The following is a 21,846-nucleotide window of genomic DNA, read 5'->3' as shown; positions in this document are numbered from 1 at the left end:
GTCGGCTCGGCAACCGGGCATCGCCGCAGCAGTCGCTTGTGGGCCCGGTTTAGGGGTATTTAGGGGTTAGTCAACGTGTGTAGTGCTCCATAGCCTGATGGTTAATCAACATGAGTAGTGCGGCCCGCCGAATTGATAGTCAACTCGGCTACGGCGACTACCAACGTGGTGAGGGATCGCAGATGATGTGCCGGGGTGCGCATCACGAACGTGGAGCGTGTGTCGAATGACCGAGTCGGGAATAGTCGAAGCGAACTGGGCCGGACTGCCGGACGGAGGCGCCGCCCTCGCGGAACGGCTGCAGGGCAAACCGGTCCCCGAACAACAACGCCTGCTGAGCGAATTGGTGTGCGCCCTGACCACGGCGGTGCTGCGGGCGGCGCGCCCGGACGATACGACCGTGGTGCGGGCGCGCTTGCCGTTCCGGGAACTCGGAGTCGATTCGCTGGGCCTGGTCGAGGTGCAGACCCGGCTCAACGCCGTCACCGGTCTCGCCCTGCCGGTGACGGTCGCCTTCGATCACCCCACCCCGGCCCAGCTGGCCGAGCGTTTGCACACCGAGCTGATCGGCGGGGGCACGGCCGAGGACGACGACGTCCCGGCCCGCCTCGACACCGACGAACCGATCGCCGTGGTCGGCATCGGATGCCGCCTGCCCGGCGGAGTGCGGTCACCGCAACAGCTGTGGCAGCTGCTCGCCGACGGCGCGCACGTGATCGGCGACTTCCCCGACGACCGCGGCTGGGACCTGGACCGCCTGTTCGACCCGGATCCGAATCAGCCCGGCACCACCTATCTGCGCCACGGCGGATTCCTCTCCGACGCAACCCTTTTCGATGCCGACTTCTTCGGCATCAGCCCCCGTGAGGCGACCGCGATGGAGCCGCAGCAGCGGCTCGTGCTCGAAACCGTCTGGGAGGCACTCGAACGCGGCGGCATCGACCCGACCGCGCTGGCGGGCAGCCGGGCCGGGGTGTACGTCGGCGTCGAACCGCAGGAATACGGCCCGCGACTGCACGAAGCGCCCGACGGCTTGGACGGCTACCTGCTGACCGGCAATGCGACCAGCGTCGTCGCCGGGCGCGTCGCCTACACGCTGGGCCTGCTCGGTCCGGCGCTGGCCGTCGACACCGCCTGCTCGGGATCCCTCGTCGCGATCCACCTGGCGGCCCAGGCGCTGCGGCGCGGCGAATGCGGACTGGCGCTGGCCGGTGGCGTCGCGGTGCTGAGCAGCCCCGGCACCTTCACCGCGTTCAGCCGCCAGCGCGGGCTGGCCCCGGACGGGGTGTGCAAGGCCTTCGCCGACGCCGCCGACGGCACCGGGTTCGCCGAGGGCGCGGCCATGCTTGTGCTGGAACGACTTTCGGACGCGCAGCGCAATGGACGCCAGGTGCTGGCGGTGATCCGCGGGTCGGCGGTGAACCAGGACGGCGCGTCGAACGGGCTGACCGCGCCCAGCGGGCGCGCGCAGCAGGCGGTCATCCGGCAGGCCCTGGCCGATGCCGGACTGCGCGCCGCCGACGTGGACGCGGTCGAGGCGCACGGCACCGGCACCCGGCTCGGCGACCCCATCGAAGCGCAGGCCATCCTGGCCACCTACGGTCAGGGCCGCGACGCGGACCGGCCGCTGCGGCTCGGTTCGGTGAAATCGAATATCGGCCACACCCAGGCCGCGGCCGGCGCGGTCGGTCTGATCAAGATGGCGCTGGCACTGCGGCACGGCGTGCTGCCGCGCACCCTGCACGTGGACCGGCCCTCCTCGGCGATCGACTGGACCGCCGGGCGGGTCGAACTGCTCACCGACGATATGGCCTGGCCCGCAGGCGAACAGCCGCGCCGGGCCGGTATCTCCGCCTTCGGCGTGAGCGGCACCAACGCGCACGTGATCATCGAGGAAGCGCCACTCGAGATCGCCTCCGATACCCCCCGCACGCCCCCCGCGGTGACGCCGATCCTGGTGTCCGCCAAGGGTGATGCCGCGCTGCGGGCCCAAGCGTCCCAGATCCTGCGGCTGCTCGACAACGGCGTCGAGCAGGACAACGTCGTCTCGCCCGTGGATCTGGGTCACTCTCTGCTCACCACCCGTGCCGCACTTCCCGAGCGAGCGGTCGTCGTCGCCGAGAGCGGCGACGACTGCGCTCGTGGACTGCGTGCGCTCGCCGACGGTGCGACCAGCCCACTGGTGGTGCGCGGCAACGTCACCGAGGGCGGGCTGGCGCTGCTGTTCACCGGACAGGGCAGCCAGCGTCCCGGCATGGGACGCGGTCTATACCGGGCGTTCCCGGTGTTCGCGGCGGCCCTGGAGGACGCCATCGGCTACCTGGATCTGCAGCTGGAGCGGTCGCTGTGGGATGTGCTGTTCGCCGAGCCGGGCAGCGCCGACGGTGAACTGCTGCACCAGACCGGATATGCCCAGACCGCGCTGTTCGCGCTGCAGGTCGCGCAGTATCGGCTGCTCGAATCCTGGGGTGTGCGACCGGATTTCGTGGCCGGGCATTCGATCGGTGAACTGGCCGCCGCGCATGTGGCCGGGGTGATGTCGCTCGAGGACGCGGCCACCCTGGTCGGCGCGCGTGGCCGGTTGATGCAGGAGCTGCCCACCGGCGGAGCCATGCTCGCGGTGCGAGCCACCGCCGACGCCGTGCGGCCGCTGCTCACCGCCGGAATCGATATCGCCGCGATCAACGGTCCCGAATCGGTGGTCGTCTCCGGCGCCGAGGCCGAGATCGAGGCCCTGCGGGCCCGGTGTGCCGACGCCGACTGGCGCACCAAGCGGCTGCGGGTCAGCCATGCCTTCCACTCGCCGCTGATGGAGCCCATGCTCGACGAATTCGGCCGGGTGGCAAGCATTCTCAGCTACCATCCGCCGACGCTGCCGATCGTGTCGAACGTGACCGGCCAGCTGGCCACCGACGAGCTGTACACCGCCGAATACTGGGTGCGGCATGTGCGCGAGGCGGTGCGGTTCGGCGACGGGCTGGCCCGGTTCGACGAGCGCGGTGTCGACACCTATCTGGAACTCGGGCCGGACGGCGTGCTGAGCGGCATGGGGCGCGACTGCCTGGCCGGATCGGCGCACGACCCCGTATTCGCGCCGCTGCTGCGCGGTGATCGGGACGAGGCGACCACGCTGGTCGGCGCCGTCGCCACCGCGGTCACCCGGGGCGCGTCCATCGACGACTACTTCACCGGCAGCGGTGCGCGTCGAATCGAGCTGCCCACCTACGCTTTTCAGAGCCGTCACTTCTGGCTGTCCGCACCCGAGGCCGTCGACGCCGCGGTGCTGGGCCAGGAACCGGTGGATCATCCGCTGCTCGGCGCCGGGCTGCCCGCCGCGGGCGAGGATCGGCTCACCCTCACCGGCCGCCTGTCTCGTCGCACCCAGCCGTGGCTGGCCGACCATGTCATCTCCGGCACCGCGCTGCTGCCCGGCACCGCCTTCGTCGAACTGGCATTGCAGGCCGGTCGCCGCGTCGACTGCGCGCAGGTGGAGGAGCTGACGCTGCGCACGCCGCTGGCGGTTGCCGCCCAGGGCGGGGTCGCGGTGCAGCTCACCGTGGGCGAACCCGACGACAATGGCCGTCGGGCCCTGGACATCTACTCCCGCGCCGATGGCGACCTCGACGGTGTCTGGGTGCATCACGCGTCCGGTACGGTCGCGCCGTCGACCGATACGCCGACGTTCGACCTGGGCGAATGGCCGCCGCGCGAGGCGGAACCGATCGATGTGTCCGGACTCTACGGTGAGCTCGCGCAGCAAGGCTACGGCTACGGGCCCGCCTTCCAAGGCGTGCGCGCGGTCTGGCGGGGCGACGGCGTGGCCTACGCGGAAGTCGCACTACCGGAAGGGATTCGCGCCGACGACTACGGTATGCACCCGGCGCTGTTGGATGCCGTGCTGCAGGTGAGTGACTTCGCCGTCGACGACACCACCGGGGTGCGGCTGCCGTTCGCCTTCGGCGACGTGAGCCTGCACGCCGTCGACGCTCGCGCGGTGCGGGTGCGGGTGCGTGCCCTCGGCGCGGACTCGGTGGCGGTCGATATCGCCGACACCACCGGTGCGCCGGTGCTGTCGATCGGTTCCTTCGTGTGGCGGGCGGTGTCGGCGGACTCCGAGCTGGCCGCCCGCAAGCCGCTGTACCAAGTGCGCTGGACCGGTGTGCAAGCCGGTGCCACCACCGCCGAATTCACTCGCCTGGATGTCACCGGGATCGCCGAAGGCGGTGTCCCGCAGGCTGTTCGAACGGTCACCGGCGGCGTGCTGGAGCAGCTACAGCAGTGGGTTCGGGAGCGGACCGACGGTGTGCTGGCCGTGGTGACCCGGGGTGGCGTCACGGTCGCGGGGGAGGACCTCGACCTGGCCGTCGCACCGACCTGGGGTCTGGTGCGCTCCGCGACCGCCGAATGGCCGGGCCGGTTCGTGCTGGTGGACACCGACGGATCGGCGGCCTCCGAACAGGCCCTGGCGGCGGCGGTGGCACTGGGTGAACCGGAGGCCGCCCTCCGGGACGGCCGGATCTTCCTGCCTAGGCTGGCCCGCCTCGACGCCGAGGAGCGCGAGGGCGGATTCGGTTCCGGCACAGTGCTGGTGACCGGCGGCACCGGCGGCGTAGGGGCCGTGGTGGCCCGGCATCTGATCGCGGCGCACGGGGTTCGGGATCTGCTGCTGGTGAGCCGACGTGGCGCGTCGGCGGACGGCGCCGAGGAGTTGCGGCGGGAGCTGACCGCGGCGGGCGCGCGGGTGCGCATCGCGGCCTGTGATGTGTCCGATCGGGATGCGCTGGCGCAGCTGGTGTCCGGTGTCGATATCTCCGGAATCGTGCATGCGGCCGGTGTTCTCGACGACGGCGTGGTGGAATCGCTGACGCCGCGACGGTTCGACCGGGTGTTCGCACCCAAGGTCGACGCGGCCTGGCATTTGCACGAACTGACCCGCGACCGCGAGCTCGCCGCGTTCATCCTGTTCTCCTCGACCGCCACGCTGCTCGACGCGCCCGGCCAGGGCAACTACGCGGCGGCCAATATGTTCCTGGATGCCCTCGCGGCGCACCGGCATTCGCTGGGGCTGCCCGCCACCTCGCTGGCGTGGGGGCTGTGGACCGCGGGCATGGGCGCCGGGCTGGACGAGGCCGCGCTGGCCCGGATCGCCCGCTCCGGACTGACCCCGCTGACCATCGCCGACAATCTCGCCCTGCTCGACAGCGCGGTGCGGACCACGGCGGCCACCGCCGTCCCGGTCCGCATCGACCGGGCCGCCGTGCAGGCCCGCCCGGACGGCATCCCGCCGCTGCTGCGCGGTCTGGTGCACCCGCGCGCCCGTCGCGCCGCCACATCCGGCCCGGCGGCCGCCGCCGGGCGGTGGGCCGGACTGTCCGGCACGGCCCTGCTGGACGTGCTGCTGGACCTGGTGCGCACCGAGGTCGCGCTGGTGCTCGGCCATGAGCGGGCCGCCGACATCAACCCCGCGCGGGCCTTCGACGAACTCGGCTTCGACTCCCTCGCGGCGATCGAACTGCGCAACCGGCTCGGCACCGCCGCCGGGATGAAACTGAGCGCCACCCTCGTATTCGACTATCCGACTCCGGCCGCGCTGGCCGCGCACCTCGCCGAAAAACTCGGTGCGACAACAGCATCCACACCCGAACCGGTGGCCGCGCCGATCGCCGCCGACGAGCCGATCGCCATCGTCGGCATGGCCTGCCGCTACCCGGGCGGAGTGCGCTCCCCGGAGGAACTGTGGGAGCTGGTCGACACCGGCCGCGACGCGGTGTCGCTGTTCCCGACCGACCGCGGCTGGCCCGCCGACCTGTACGATCCGGCCTCGCTGCGGCCCGCCACCAGCTACACCCGGGAGGGCGGATTCCTCTACGACGCCGCCGATTTCGACGCCGACTTCTTCGGCATCAGCCCGCGCGAGGCGCAGGCCATGGATCCACAGCAGCGGCTGCTGCTCGAACTGTCGTGGGAGGCGCTGGAACGCTCCGGAATCGACCCGAAATCGGTGCGCGGCAGCCGAACCGGCGTGTACGCGGGCGTCATGTACCACGACTGGGGGCTGCGGCTGGGCCCGCTGCCGGAAGAGCTCGCCGCCTATCACGGCAACGGCAGCCTGGCCAGCGTGGCCAGCGGCCGCGTCGCCTATACCCTGGGCCTGGAGGGCCCGGCGATGACGGTGGACACCGCGTGTTCCTCGTCGCTGGTCGCCATCCATCTGGCCGCCGCCGCACTGCGCACCGGGGAGTGCGAGCTCGCGCTGGCCGGTGGCGTCACCGTCATGTCGACCCCCGACACCTTCGTGGATATGAGTCGCCAGCGCGGCCTGGCCGCCGACGGCCGCTGCAAATCGTTCGGGGCCGGCGCCGACGGCGTGGGCTGGAGTGAAGGCATCGGAATCCTGGTGCTCGAGCGACTCTCGCAGGCACAGGCCCGCGGGCATCGGGTGCTGGCGGTGGTGCGCGGATCGGCGGTCAACCAGGACGGTGCCAGCAACGGGCTGACCGCCCCCAACGGGCCCGCCCAGCAGCGGGTGATCCGGCAGGCGCTGGCCACGGCCGGGCTGGCCGCCACGGAAGTGGATGTGGTGGAAGCGCACGGCACCGGCACCACCCTCGGCGACCCGATCGAAGCGCAGGCCATCCTGGCCACCTACGGCCGCGACCGCGCCGCCGACCGGCCGGTGCGGCTGGGCTCGATCAAATCGAATATCGGCCATACCCAGGCCGCGGCCGGTGTGGCCGGGGTGATCAAGATGGTCGAGGCCATGCGGAACGGGCGCATTCCGCGGTCGCTGCATGCGGAAACACCCTCGCCGCAGGTTGATTGGACGGACGGCGAGGTGCGGTTGCTGACCGCGGCCGAGGACTGGCCGGATCGAGCACAGCCGCGCCGGGCCGGGGTAAGCTCGTTCGGAATCAGCGGCACCAATGCCCACGTGATCATCGAGCAGGCGCCCGCCCAGCAGCCGATCCCGACGCCGCCCACGCCGGCGATCGTGCCGCTGGTGGTGTCCGGCCGGACCGCGCCCGCGCTGCGCGAGCAGGCGCGAAACCTGATGCGCTACCTCGAATCCCGTCCGGACCTGGGCGCGGTCGGGCACGCGCTGGCCACCACCCGCGCCGCCCTGGAGCAACGGGCCGTGGTGCAGGGTGCCGACCACGCCGAACTCATCGCGGGATTGCTCGCGCTCGCCGACAGCGATCGTGCCGGTGCCGGGATCGTCGACGGCAAGACCGCCCTGTTGTTCACCGGGCAGGGCAGCCAGCGCATCGGCATGGGAGCACAGCTGCACCGGGCGTTCCCGGCATTCGCCGCCGCCTTCGACGCGGCTGTCGCGGAACTGGATTCGCATCTGGAACGGCCGCTGCGCGAGGTGATCTGGGGTGCCGATCAGGATCTGTTGAACCGGACGGACTTCGCCCAGCCCGCGCTGTTCGCCTTCGAGGTCGCGCTGTACCGGTTGCTCGAATCCTGGGGTGTGCGTGCCGATTACCTGGCGGGACATTCCATCGGAGAGCTGGCGGCCGCCCATGTGGCCGGGGTGCTGACCCTGTCGGACGCGGCCCGATTGGTCACCGCGCGTGGACGTTTGATGTACGCACTGCCGAGCGGTGGTGCGATGGTGGCGATCGCGGCCACCGAGGACGAGGTCGCGCCGCTGCTCACCGAATCGGTGTCGATCGCGGCGGTGAACGCGCCGGGTTCGGTGGTGATCTCCGGTGCCGCGGACGCGGTGCTCGCGGTCGCGGAATCGTTTGCGGCGCAGGGTCGTAAGACGAATCGTCTGCGGGTGTCGCACGCCTTCCACTCGCCGTTGATGGAACCGATGCTGGCCGAGTTCGAAGCCGTGGCCGCGCAGCTGTCATTCGCCCCACCGGCGATTCCGATCATCTCCACCCTCACGGGTGCGGAAGTGAGCGCGGCGGAGCTGTGCTCGCCGCAGTACTGGGTGCGACATGTGCGCGAGGCGGTGCGCTTCGCTGCGGCGGTCGAGCAGCTCGCCGATCGCCAGGTCACGACCTTCCTCGAGGTCGGGCCCGACGCCGTGCTCGCGTCGATGGGCCGCGAATGCCTCGCAGGCTCGGACACCGCGGAATTCCTGCCCACCACACGACGCGATCGCGACGAGGTACGGGAGCTGGTCACCGCGCTGGGCAGGCTGCACACCCGCGGTGTGACGATCGACTGGCGGGCCTGGTTCGGCGGTGCCGCACCGCATGTGGACCTGCCCACCTATGCCTTCCAGCGGCAGCGGTTCTGGCTGGACGGGCGCGAATACGGTGCCGGTGACGTCGGTGCGGCCGGATTGGATCGAGTGACCCATCCGCTGCTGTCGGCGGCCGTCGAATCACCCGAGTCGGGTGCGCTGGTGCTGAGCGGGCGGATTGCCCCGCAGAGCCACCCGTGGCTGGCCGAGCACCGCATCTCCGGCACCGTCCTGATGCCCGGCACCGGACTGCTCGAACTGGCCCTGTACGCCGGAGATCAGGTCGGCTGCCGCCGCGTCGAGGAACTGACCCTGGAGGCGCCGCTGCCATTGCCCGACGACCGGGCGGTGGTGCTGCGGGTGGTCGCCGGGGCGCCGGGCAGCGACGGAATGCGCGCGGTGCAGGTGTATTCGCGCGTCGACGGATCGGCGGAACTGTCCTGGACCCGGCATGCCTCCGGTGTGCTGGCCCCGGCAGCCGGACCGGCGGCACCGGCGGCCCCGTGGCCGCCGCAGGGCGCCCAGCCGGTGGATGTGTCGGGACTGTATGCCGAACTGGCACAACAGGGTTACCAGTACGGTCCCTCGTTCCAAGGGGTGCGGGCCGCCTGGCGGCGCGGTGCCGAAGTGTTCGCCGAAGTGGCGCTGCCCGATACGGTGCGCGCGGGCGACTACGGCATGCATCCCGCGCTCCTGGACGCGGTCTTGCAGTCCACCGATGCCGGTGCGGCCCAGCCGAGCGACGCGGACGGGGTGCGATTGCCGTTCGTGTTCGGCGCGGTGACCTTGCACGCCACCGCGGCCACCGCGGTCCGGGTGCACGTGCGACCGGCCGGACCGGAATCGGTGTCGATCGATATCGCCGATGGTGCCGGTGCGCCGGTGCTGACCCTCGGCGCCTACCGGTGGCGCACCGGCACGGTCGACGCGGCCGCCGGGGATCGGCTGTACCGAATCGACTGGAACCGCATCGAGACCACCGGTGCCGCAATGGAATTCGACACGGTGGTGATCACGCCACCGGCCGGTGACATACCGGCCGCGACCCGGGCCGCGACCACACAGGCGCTCGACGCGGTGCAGCAGTGGGCGCGGACCGACGCCGGTGTGCTGGCGGTGGTGACCCGCGGTGGCGTATCGGTGGCGGGCGAGGATGTCGACCCGGCGATGGCCGCGGTGTGGGGTCTGGTGCGGGCGGCGACGGCCGAATGGCCGGGCCGGTTCGTGCTGGTGGACTCCGACGGCGAGGCCGCCTCCGAGACGGTGCTGACCGCCGCGATGGCGCTCGGCGAACCGGAACTGGCGATCCGCGCCGGTCGGGTGCACGTGCCCCGCGTGGGCCGCACCGAACCGGCCGCGCACGACAGCGGATTCGGTTCCGGCACCGTCCTGGTGACCGGCGGTACCGGCGGCCTCGGCGCGGTGCTGGCGCGGCATCTGGTTGCCGCGCACGGGGTTCGGTCGCTGCTGCTGGTCGGACGTCGCGGCCCGGAAGCCCCGGGTGCGGCCGAACTCGAGCGGGAACTGGTCGAGGCCGGTGCCGTGGTGCGGGTGGCCGCCTGTGACGTGAGTGATCGGGAAGCCTTGGCCGCCTTGCTGTCCGAGGTCGAGCTCTCGGCCGTGGTGCATGCCGCGGGCGTACTCGACGACGGCCTCGTCGAGGCACTGACGCCCGAGCGGATCGATACGGTATTGCGGGCCAAGGCGGATGCCGCCTGGCACCTGCACGAACTGACCCGCGACCGGGAGCTGGCCGCCTTCGTGCTGTTCTCCTCTACCGCAGGCGTGCTGGCCGCATCCGGTCAGGGCAACTATGCCGCCGCGAACGCCTTCCTGGACGGCCTCGCCGTGCACCGGCATTCGCTGGGGCTCCCGGCGCTGTCGCTGCCCTGGCATCTGTGGCTGGGCGCCGGTATGGCCGAGGGGCTGGACGAGCGCGATATCGCTCGTATTGTGCGCCAGGGGATCACGCCCTTGACCACTGAGCGCGGGCTGGCACTGTTCGATGCGGCGCTGCGCGGCACCGAAGCCGTACAACTGCCGATCGAATTGGACCGCAACGCATTACGTGCGAGAACCGACGAACTGCCCGCTCCGCTACGCGGTTACGCCGGTCGGCGCACCGCCGCGGCGGCCACCGTCGACGGCACCCTCGCCGCCGATCTGGCCGGGCGCACCCCGGCCGAGCGGGACCGCATCCTGCTCGAGCTGGTCCGTCGCGAGGTGGCCACGGTACTCGGCCACACCGGACCGGACTCCATCGAACCCGACCGCGCCTTCACCGACCTCGGCTTCGATTCGCTGGCCGCGGTGGAACTGCGGGGCCTGATCACCGCCGCGAGCGGGGTGCGGGTGTCGTCCACCCTGGTCTTCGACCACCCGACCGCCCGGGCGGTGGCCGCGCACCTGGCCGAACGGCTCACCGGAACCGCCGCGCCCGCCGCGGTGACCGCGCCCGCCGCCGCCGCCGACGAACCCCTTGCGATCGTGGCCATGGCCTGCCGCTTCCCCGGCGGCGTGCGGACCCCGGAACAGCTGTGGCAACTGGTCGCCGACGGCATCGACACCGTCGGTGAATTCCCCACCGACCGCGGCTGGTCCGAGTCGGTCTACGACCCGCGGCCCGGCACGCCCGGAAAGACCTATGTCCGGCACGGCGGATTCCTCTACGACGCCGCCGAATTCGATCCCGAATTCTTCGGCATCATGCCCCGCGAAGCGTTCGCCATGGACCCGCAGCAGCGCCTGCTCTTGCAGACCGCGTGGGAGGCGTTCGAACGGGCCGGAATCGACCCGAAGACCATGCGCGGCAGCCGAACCGGCGTCTACGCCGGTGTCATGTACCACGAGTACGGCAGCCGATTGCGTACGGTGCCCGAGGAACTGGCCGGATATCTGGGCAATGGCAGCGCCGCCAGCGTCGTCTCCGGCCGCGTCGCCTACACCCTCGGGCTGGAAGGCCCGGCGGTGACGGTGGACACCGCGTGCTCGTCCTCGCTGGTCGCCCTGCATATGGCCGGGCAGGCGCTGCGTAGCGGCGAGATCGAGATGGCTCTCGCCGGTGGTGTCACCGTGATGCCGACACCGGAGGTGTTCGTCGACTTCTGCCGCCAGCGTGGGCTAGCCCCCGACGGCCGGATCAAATCCTTCGCGGCCGCCGCCGACGGCACCGGCTGGGGCGAGGGCGCGGGACTGCTGCTGGTGGAACGGTTGTCACGAGCCAAGGAGCTCGGACATCCGGTGCTGGCGGTGCTCCGCGGCTCGGCCATCAACCAGGACGGCGCCAGCAACGGACTGACCGCGCCGAGCGGACCGGCACAGCAGCGGGTGATCGGGCAGGCGCTGGCCGCGGCCGGACTGACGGCCGCCGATGTGGACGTCGTCGAAGGACACGGCACCGGCACCACGCTCGGCGACCCGCTCGAAGTGCAGGCGCTACAGGCGGCCTACGGTGCGGGTCGGTCGGCGGATCGGCCACTGTGGCTGGGTTCGCTGAAGTCGAATATCGGCCACACCCAGGCCGCGGCCGGTGTGGCGGGCGTGATCAAGATGGTGATGGCGCTGCGCGCCGAAGCGATTCCACCGACCCTGCACGTGGATGAGCCCACACCGCAGGCGGAGTGGGATGAGGGTGGCGTCCGGCTGGTCACCGAGACGGTGACCTGGCCACGCCGCGAACAGCCGCGCCGCGCCGGGGTGAGCTCGTTCGGGATCAGCGGCACCAATGCCCATGTGATCATCGAGGAGCCCCCGCTGACCGCACCCGCGACGGTGCCTACGGCGCGCGAGCTGCCGGTGGTGCCGCTGGTGGTATCCGGAATCGGGGACACGGCACTGCGGGCGCAGGCTGCCCGCCTGCTGACCCGGATCGCCGGGGAAACCTTGTCGCGCAACGGCGTTACGGCACAGGCCGAGGGCGGCACATCGCTGCTCGACCTCGGCTACAGCCTGGCGACCGGGCGCACCGCGCACCCGCACCGCGCCGTGGTGCTGGCGGCCGATCACGCGGCAGCGGTGCGCGGGCTGACCGCGCTCGCCAACGGCACCAGCGCGGCCGAACTGGTCACCGCGACCGCGGCGACCACCGGCCGGATGGCCGTGCTGTTCGCCGGTCAAGGCGCGCAACGGCTCGGTATGGGCGCCCAGCTGCACGCCGAATTCCCGGTGTTCGCAGCCGCTTTCGACGCCGTCACCACCGAGCTGAACCGGTATCTGGCGCAACCGCTGACCAAGGTGCTGTGGGGCGCCGACCCCGACGCGGTGAACCAGACCCTGCACGCGCAGACCGGGCTGTTCGCCTTCGAGGTGGCGCTGTTCCGATTGTTCGAATCCTGGGGTATGCGACCGGATTTCGTGGCCGGACATTCCATCGGCGAGCTGGCCGCCGCGCATGTCGCCGGAGTGCTCACCCTCCCCGATGCCGCCGCGCTGGTGGCCGCGCGGGCCACGCTCATGCAGGCCCTGCCCACCGGTGGCGCGATGCTGGCCATCGCCGCCACCGAGGAGGAGATCACGCCGCTGCTCACCGACCGGGTCGGCATCGCCGCCCTGAACAGCCCCGGCACCACGGTGATCTCCGGCGACGAGGACGAAACTGCTTCGATCGCGGCGCATTTCGAGGCGGCCGGGCGCAAGGTGCGGCGGCTGCGGGTGTCGCACGCGTTCCACTCCCCGCTGATGGAGCCGATGCTGGAACAGTTCCGGGCGGTGGCGGGAGCGCTCACCTACGCCGAACCGCGGATCCCGATCGTCTCGACCGTGACCGGCGCGGTGGCCGGGCCCGAGCTGGCGACCGCCGACTACTGGGTCGACCAGATCCGTCGCCCGGTGCGTTTCGCCGATGCCGTGAATACGCTTGTCGAACAGAATGTTTCACGACTGCTGGAGCTCGGTCCGGACGGAGTACTGACCGGTCTGGCCCAGCAGAGCGACCGGATCGGCGGCGTGACCTGCCTGGCGGCCGGACGCAAGGACCGGCCCGAGGCCGAGACCGTGTTCGCGGCACTGGGCGCACTGCACATCGACGGCGTCGAAGTGGACTGGGCCGGTGTGTACGGCGGCCGTGGCGCGCGCCGGATCGACCTGCCCACCTACGCCTTCGAAGGGCGGCACTTCTGGCTCGACGAGCCGGTTACGCCCACCACCGTCACCGACGTCACCGACTTCGGGCTCGACGCGACCGGGCATCCACTGCTGGCGGCGAGCATCGTCACCCCCGACGACCGGGTTATGGCGACCGGACGGCTGTCGCTGCGCACCCAGCCGTGGCTGGCCGATCATCGGGTGCACGGGCGAATCCTGCTGCCCGGCACCGGCCTCGTGGAGCTCGCGACTCGTGCCGGACGCGCGGTCGGCTGCGACACCCTGGCCGATCTGGTGCTGGAGGCCCCGCTGCTGGTGCCGGATCGGGGTGGGCTGGCCCTACAGGTGAGTGTGGGCACACCCGACGCCGCCGGGAACCGCACCGTCGAGATCCACACCCGCGCCGACGACGTCCCACAGTGGACCCGGCACGCCTCGGGCACCCTGGCCATCGCGATGGAACCTGATTTCCACACCCCGCCATGGGATTTCGACGCCACCGTGTGGCCACCGGCCGAGGCGGTCGAGATCGCGCTCGGTACCGGCTACGACCAGCTGGCCGACCGCGGCTACCACTACGGTCCGGCCTTCCGCGGGCTGCGCAAGGCGTGGCGGCGCGGCGACGAGGTCTATGCCGAAGTAACGCTGCCCGAATCGGAATCCGTGCTCGGATTCGGGCTGCACCCGGCGCTTTTCGATGCCGCCATGCATGCCGACCTGCTCGACGAGTCGGACCCGGGCGGTGGTGTCACCGTTATCCCGTTCGCCTGGAAGGGATTCGCTATGCACAATGGGAACGCTCCGGTGCGGAAACTGCGAGTGCGGATCGTGCGATTGCGCGGCGACGAGCTGTCCACCATGGCGCTCGCCGACCACAATGGCCGCCCCGTAGCCACCGTCGCCGAACTCGCGACGCGCCAGGTGAGCGCGGACACGCTGGGCGGCGGCGATCCGGACCGGGATTCGCTGTTCCGCGTGCAATGGCAGGATCTGCCCCTGGCGGGCACCGGTTTCGGTGCCGTACCCGTGTCGATCGGCAGCGATCCGGCCGGTCTGCGGACGCTGCTCGACGCCGCGGCCACCGTACCGGAAACCGTTGTCTACCACTGTGCCCCGGAATCCGACGCCGATGTGCCCGGCCGGGTGCATGCGGTGACCGGTGAGGTGCTGAGCCTGCTACGGCAGTGGCTGGCCGACGAGCGTTGCACCGCATCGCGATTGGTGCTGCTGACCCGTACGGGTGGTGTGAGCGAGCTGGTGCACGCACCGGTGTGGGGCCTGATCCGGGCCGCGCAGCAGGAGCATCCCGGCAGGTTCGTGCTGGTCACCACGGACGGCACCCCGGCCTCGGCCGCGGCGCTGGCCCCGGCGCTGCGCACCGGTGAACCGGAACTGGCGCTGCGCCACGGCATCGCCCGCATACCGCGGCTGACGCCGACCACCGCCGCGGCCGGGGACCAGCCCTGGGATCCGGACGGCACGGTGCTGATCACCGGTGGCACCAGCGGATTGGGTGCGCACCTGGCCCGGCATCTGGTCACCGCCCGCGGCATTCGGCATCTGCTGCTGACCAGCCGACGCGGCGGCGACAGCGCGGGGGCCCGGGAACTGGTGCACGAGCTCACCGAGCTCGGTGCGACGGTGACCGTGGCGGCCTGCGACGTCGCGGACCGCGCCGCCCTGGCCGGACTGCTGGCGGACATACCCGCCGACCGTCCCCTGCGCGGCGTGGTGCATGCCGCCGGTGTCATGGACAACGCGCTGATCGAAGCCGTGACCCCGGAACAGCTCGCGGCCGTGCTGCGGCCCAAGGTGGACGGCGCGTGGAACCTGCACGAACTCACCGCCGATCTCACGGTGTTCCTGCTGTTCTCGTCCTTCGCCGGTCTGCTGATCGGCGCGGGGCAGGGCAACTACGCCGCGGCCAACCGGTTCCTCGACGCCCTCGCCGAACACCGCACCGCGGCCGGACTGCCCGCCCAATCGCTGGCATTCCCGTTGTGGGCCACCGAAACCGGCCTGGGCGGCGGCGCGGTCGACGGCGACGGCGAGGAACGACGGATGGCGGCGCTGGGCATGCCCGCGCTGGCCACCGAGGACGGCCTCGCGCTCATCGACGCCGCCCTCGCCCGGCCCGAACCGATGCTGGTTCCGCTGCGGCTCGACCGCTCCGCACTGACCACCGCCCCGTCCGTGGCACCGCTGCTGACCGGATTCCTGCCCGCCACAACGAAACTCGACAGCACGCCGCAAGAGCCGACCGAGACGCTGGAACAACGACTGGCCGCGGCACCGGCCGCCGAGCGGAGACAGCTGCTGCTCGATGCCGTCCGCGCCGAAGTGGCCGCCGTGCGGCACGCCGACCCGGACGACATCGAGGTCGATCGCGGGTTCACCGAACTGGGCCTGGACTCACTGGCCGCCGTCGAACTCCGCAACCGGCTCGGCGCGGCAACGGGGCTGCGCCTGCCCGCGACCCTGATGTTCGACTACCCCAATGCCGCCGAACTGGCCGGATACCTGGCAGAGGAACTGCTCACCGACGAGCCCGAAACACCGACGGTAGTCACCCGAACGGCAAGCACACGAATGGAAATCACCCAGTCGACGGCGGACCCGGCCCTCGCGGACACCACGGTGTCGATCGCCGATATGGCAATCGACGACCTGGTTCGCGCTGCCCTGGTCGACCTGGAATGACGCGGAGGGAGCAGAGAAATGGATGTTTCAGTCGAGAAGATCGTGGACGCCCTGCGGAAGGCCATGCAGGACAACGAGAAACTGCGCGAGCACAATGCGGAACTGACCGCGGCGGCCGCGGATCCGATCGCCATCGTGGGTATGGCCTGCCGCTACCCCGGCGGTGTGACCACCCCGGAGGGGCTGTTCGACCTGGCCGCCTCCGGTAGCGACGGAGTGTCGCCGTTCCCCGCCGACCGGGGCTGGAATCTGGCGGACCTGTACGACCCGGAACCCGGCAAACCCGGGCACAGCATCGCCCAGGAAGGCGGATTCCTCTACGACGCGGCCGATTTCGATGCCGAGTTCTTCGGGATCTCACCCCGCGAGGCGGTGACCTTGGACCCGCAGCAGCGGCTGCTGCTGGAGGTGTCCTGGGAGGCCCTGGAACGGGCCGGTATCGCGCCGACCTCGCTGAAGGGGTCCGCCACCGGCGTCTACGCCGGAGTCATGTACCACGACTACGGATTCGGCACCAGCGGCGGCAGCGATGTCACCGGGCGGGTGAACTTCACCCTCGGCCTGCAGGGCCCGGCGGTGACGGTGGACACCGCGTGTTCCTCGTCGCTGGTCGCGATGCATCTCGCGGCGCAGGCGCTGCGCACGGGGGAGTGCACGCTCGCCCTGGCCGGCGGAGTGACCGTGATGGCGAACCCGGAGATGTTCATGTTCTTCAATGCCGCGCGGGGTCTGGCCCGCGACGGCCGGTGCAAATCGTTCTCCGCGGCGGCCGACGGCACCGGCTGCTCGGAGGGCGTGGGCGTGCTGGTGCTGGAGAAGCTGTCGCAGGCGCGCCGCCATGGGCATCCGGTGCTGGCGGTGGTGTCCGGGTCGGCGATCAACTCCGACGGCGCGTCCAGCGGGATGACCACGCCGAACGGCCCGGCCCAGCAGCGCGTGATCCGGCAGGCCCTGGCCGCGGCCGGGCTGAGCGCCGCCGAGGTGGACGTGGTGGAGGCGCACGGCACCGGCACCACGCTGGGGGATCCCATCGAGGCGCAGGCGCTGCTGGCCGTCTACGGCCGCGAGCGCGCCGCCGACAATCCGCTGCTGCTGAGCTCGATCAAGTCGAATATCGGCCACACCCAGGCCGCCGCCGGGGTCGCCGGGGTGATCAAGATGGTGCAGGCGCTGCGGTCCGGCGTGGTGCCGGGGATCCTGCATCTGGACGAGCTCACCCCGCATGTGGACTGGTCGGCGGGTGCGGTCCGGCCGTTGCGTGAAACCTGCTCCTGGCCAACGGGTTCCGTGGCCCGCTATGCGGGGGTGTCGTCGTTCGGAATGAGCGGCACCAACGCACACGTGATCATCGGGGCCGCGCCGGTCGAGGCGGAACCACCGCGCACCCCGCTGTCGGCATCGCCGGTGCTGGTGTCCGGCCGCAGCCGCTCCGGGCTGCGCGGGCAGGCCGAGTCCTGGCGTGAGAGTCTCTCCGCCGCAACCGATGTCGAGCCGTTCGAGGTGGCCGCCGCGGCGAGCACCCGGGCCGCGCACGAGCATCGCGCGGTGGTCGTCGCGCAGGACCGTGAGGAACTGCTCGCCGGGCTGGGCGCGCTGTCCGCCGGTGCGAACCGCGCGAACGTGTGGAGCGGGACGCCGCGGCCGGGCCGCACCGCGTTCCTGTTCACCGGTCAGGGCGCGCAGCGGTTGGGCATGGGACGGGAACTGGCCCAAGAGTTCCCGGTGTTCGACGCGGCCCTGCACGAGGTGGCGGCGGCCTTCGAGAACCGGCTGCCGCGTCCGCTGCTCGAGGTGATGTGGGGCGAGGACGCGGACACGCTGGAGCGCACCGAATTCACCCAACCGGCATTGTTCGCGCTGGAGGTGGCGCTGTTCCGGCTGCTGGAATCGGTCGGCGTCACCCCCGATGTGCTGGCCGGTCATTCGATCGGCGAGCTGGCCGCCGCACACGTGTCCGGCATGATCGGCCTCGACGACGCGGCCGAACTGGTGGCGGCGCGCGGTGCGCTCATGCAGGCATTACCGGCGGGCGGATCGATGATCGCGATCGCGGCGGACGAGGCGGAGGTGACGCCGCTGCTGACCGACCGGGTCGGGATCGCCGCGGTGAACGGGCCGCGGGCGGTGGTGATCTCCGGCGCGTCCGAGGACGCCGACCGCATCGCCGACCGTTTCACCGAGGCGGGAGTGCGGGTGCGCCGGTTACGGGTTTCGCACGCCTTCCACTCGCCGCTGATGACACCGATGCTCGACGGGTATCGGGCGGTGGCCGAACGGATTTCGATGTCCGAGCCGCGGATTCCGATCGTCTCCACGGTGACCGGGAAACCGCTCACGCAGGCCCCGGACGCCGACTACTGGGTCCGGCACGCCCGCCACGCGGTGCGCTTCGGAGAGGCGATCGACCATCTCACGCAGTCGCGGGTGCGGTGTTTCGTCGAGATCGGTCCCGATGCGGTGCTGAGCCCGCTGGCCGGGGCCCGATTCGAGCCCGGCGAGGCGGAGACGGTGGCACTGCTGGGGCGCGACCAGTCCGAGGTCCGGGCGTTCGTGTCCGCGCTGGGCCGGATGCACAATGCCGGGCTGCCGGTGCGGTGGCCCGCGGTGTACGAGGGGCGGGGCGCGCGGCCCGTGAATCTGCCTGTGACAGTGTTCGATCGCCGCAGGTTCTGGTCCACCGAACAGGTGGGCGGCCTGGCCGCCGCCACCGGTCCGCGCACCCTCACGCATGCGCTGCTGACCGGTGCGACCACCGTGCCCGGCAGCGGCGAGCTGCTGCTGAGCGCCCGGTTGAGTCCGGATACCCAGTCCTGGCTACCCGATCACGCCATCTTCGGTTCGATCCTGTTCCCCGGTGCGGGATTGGTCGAATGTGCCTTGGCCGCAGGCGATCTGGTGGATTGCCCGGTGCTGGAGGAGCTGACGCTGCAGGAGCCGCTGGTGCTCTCGGCCGACGTGCCGCTCGAACTGCGGGTGGTGCTCGGCGCGGCCGACGACACCGGCCGCCGCCCGGTGGGTGTGTACACCCGCCTGGAAGGTGCTGCACTGCAAGCGATGTGGACCCGGCACGCGTCCGGGGTGCTGTCCGCCGCGGCGGAGGTCACCGCGGACGAGCTGACCGAATGGCCGCCCGCGAACGCGAGCGAACTGGATCCGGACCAGGCCTACCACCGTCTGGCCGACCGCGGCTACGACTATGGCCCCGCTTTCCAGGGCCTGCGCCGGGCCTGGCGTGACGGCGACGACTGGTACGCCGAGGTGGAACTGCCCGATCAGGTCGAGTCCACCGGTTACGGGATCCACCCCGCGCTGCTGGACGCCAGCATGCACGTGGACCTGCTGGACGAGAACTCCAGCGGCGCGACCCTGCTGCCGTTCGCCTGGACGGGGGTGCGCCTGCACGCGACCGGCGCGACGGCGGTGCGGGTCCGCATCCGCCGCCTGGCCGGTGAGGAAACCACCAGCATGCTGGTCACCGACCGGACCGGTCGGCCGGTGCTGACGGTGGACGCGCTGGTGTCCCGCCCGATAGCGCCGGAGGCGTTGCGCGGCACCGCCGATATTCGCGACAGCCTGCTGCGGGTCACCTGGTCGGAGGCGGCGGTCGCCGCGAACGAGCAGCTGTCCGTCCGCATCATCGACCTCGCCGGGGCGGACGATCCGCTCGCCATTGCCGAGGCGGACGTGATCGTCCTGCGCTGCTACGACACCGCCGCCGACGGCGACACCGACCCGGCGGCACTGCGCCCGATCCTCTTCCGAGCGCTTGCCGCCGTCCAATCCTGGCTCGAGGACGAACGATTCGCCGAGTCCCGCCTGATCCTGCTGACCCGCCGCGCGATGACCGTGCACGGGGAGGTCGTGGACCTGACCCAGGCTCCGATCTGGGGACTCGGGCGGGCGGCCGCCGCGGAGAATCAGGGCCGCATCGGACTGCTCGACGTGGACTCCGGCACCGGCGATGCGCGGGTACTCGACGTGGCGGCCGCCGGACTGGCGGAGGCGGCGATCCGGGAGAGCAAGGTGCTGGTGCCGCATCTGGCGGCGGTGCCCGGCGACCCGATCGCCGGACCCGACCTGAGCACCGGCACCGTGCTGATCACCGGCGGCACCGGTGGCTTGGGCGCGGTCCTGGCCCGGCATCTGGTCACCGACTACGGCGTGCGGGCGCTGCTGCTGGCCGGGCGGCGCGGACCGCGGGCGCCCGGCGCCCTGGAATTGGTCGCCGAACTGCGCGAACTCGGCGCCGAAGTGGACCTCGCGGCCTGCGATGTGAGCGACCGGGCCGCGCTGGCGGAGCTGCTGGACCGGATACCCGCCGACCGCCCGCTGATCGGTGTGGTTCACGCGGCCGGGATCGCGGAAAACGGTGTGGTGCGGTCGCTGACCGCTACCGATCTGGAGGCGTCGCTGCGCGGCAAGGCCGACGGGGCCTGGCACCTGCACGAGTTGACCGCCGCGCGGGAGCTGCGGCTGTTCGCGCTGCTGTCCTCGGCGGGCGGGCAGGTGCTGGCGGCCGGGCAGGCCGGTTACGCGGCGGCGAACCTGTTCCTGGACGCGCTGGCCGAATACCGCCGCGCCCACGGGCAGGCCGCGGTGTCGCTGGCCTACGGCCTCTGGGATGTCGAGACCGGGTTGAGCTCGGGCCTCGGCGACGCCGACCGGCTGCGCATGCGCCGACGTGGGCTGCCGCCGCTCTCGGCGGCCGACGGCCTGGCCCTGTTCGACGCCGCGCTGCGGACTCCGGCCGCGACGGTGGTGCCGCTGCGGGTGGACCCGTCCATGCTCGACGACGAGTGTGCGCCGCTGCTGCGCGGGCTGCGCCCGGTGCGGGCGCGAAAGGCCAAGGCGCAGGCCGAGGATCCGGCCGCGGCGCTGACCGCGCGGCTGGCCGGATGCTCGGCCGCCGACGGGCATCGGATCCTGCTGGATCTGGTGCGCGGCGAGGCGGCCGCGGTGCTGGGCCACGAACGGCACACCGCGATCGTGGCCGACAGCGGCTTCCTCGAGCAGGGCTTCGATTCGCTGACCGCACTGGAACTTCGGGATCGGCTGACCGTTGCCGCCGGGCTGCGGCTGCCCCCGACGCTGATCTTCGACTACCCATCCCCGGTGGCGCTGGCAGACCATCTGGCCGAGCGGCGCGGGCTCACGGTCGAACCGGAGGCGGCGGAGATCGATCTGGGGTCGGCGTCCGCGGATGAACTGTTCGCCATTCTCGACGCCGCGGCAGCGGCATCGAACTAGAAGCGACGTTCCGATGGGAAACCGAGAAGATCTGCTGGCCGGGGCGCGCGCGGCAATCCTGCGGCGCGGCCTCGCCAAGACCACCGCTCGCGATATCGCCGGGGCGGCCGGGGTCAGCCTGGCCGCCATCGGCTACCACTTCGGCTCCAAGGACCGCTTGATCACCGAGGCCATCGCCGATGCCCTGGGCAGCGGGGTGGGTGACGAGCTGGAGGCGGCCATCAGGCACACCGGCTCGGACACCACCCTGTGGCAGGCGCTGGCGTCCATCTGGGACGCCATGTGCGAGGTGCGGCATCGCCACAGCGAAACGATGCTGCTGAGTGCGGAGAACGCGCTGCTGGTCGCGCGGTCCCCGGACTCGCAGGAATTCATGGGGGAGTCCACCCGGACGGCCATCCACGATCTCCGGAAAGCCTTGGCCGAACAGCATTCCGGGCTGTCCGAGGAGCAGGCGATCGCGGTGGCGAAATTATTCTTCCTCACATTTCAGGGTTTCGCCATGTTGTCCATCATCGCCCCCGATGCGGTCGATGTGACCGGCGCGGATATCGCGCTGGCCGTGCAGACGCTGCACGAAATGTGAGAAGTGAAACAAGTGAACAGGTAGAAAC

3 protein-coding genes are annotated in these 21,846 nt (G+C 71.5%); all 3 read left to right on the top strand.

Going from position 1 to position 21,846, the window contains the following annotated elements; all coding sequences use genetic code 11:
- The first annotated feature begins 226 nt into the window (after positions 1-226).
- From AB0N05_RS25565 to AB0N05_RS25555, 3 genes are read left to right on the top strand one after another with little or no spacing between them, the layout of a single operon-like run.
- A complete protein-coding gene (locus tag AB0N05_RS25565) occupies positions 227-15,985 on the top strand; it encodes a type I polyketide synthase (protein ID WP_364698365.1) in 15,759 nt (5,252 codons plus the stop codon).
- 18 nt (positions 15,986-16,003) lie between these two features.
- The gene (locus AB0N05_RS25560) at positions 16,004-21,232 is read left to right on the top strand and encodes a type I polyketide synthase (protein ID WP_364698364.1); all 5,229 of its coding nucleotides are present in this window, start codon (positions 16,004-16,006) and stop codon (positions 21,230-21,232) included.
- A 13-nt stretch (positions 21,233-21,245) separates the two neighbouring features.
- Positions 21,246-21,818 (top strand): TetR/AcrR family transcriptional regulator, encoded by a 573-nt coding sequence (locus AB0N05_RS25555; RefSeq protein ID WP_364698363.1) that lies wholly within the window; start codon positions 21,246-21,248, stop codon positions 21,816-21,818.
- Positions 21,819-21,846 lie beyond the last annotated feature (28 nt).

This window comes from Nocardia sp. NPDC051030 (assembly GCF_040683015.1).
Taxonomy (GTDB): Bacteria; Actinomycetota; Actinomycetes; order Mycobacteriales; family Mycobacteriaceae; genus Nocardia.
Note: the sequence above shows the minus strand (reverse complement) of the source record. Positions and strands in the feature narration are given on the sequence as shown.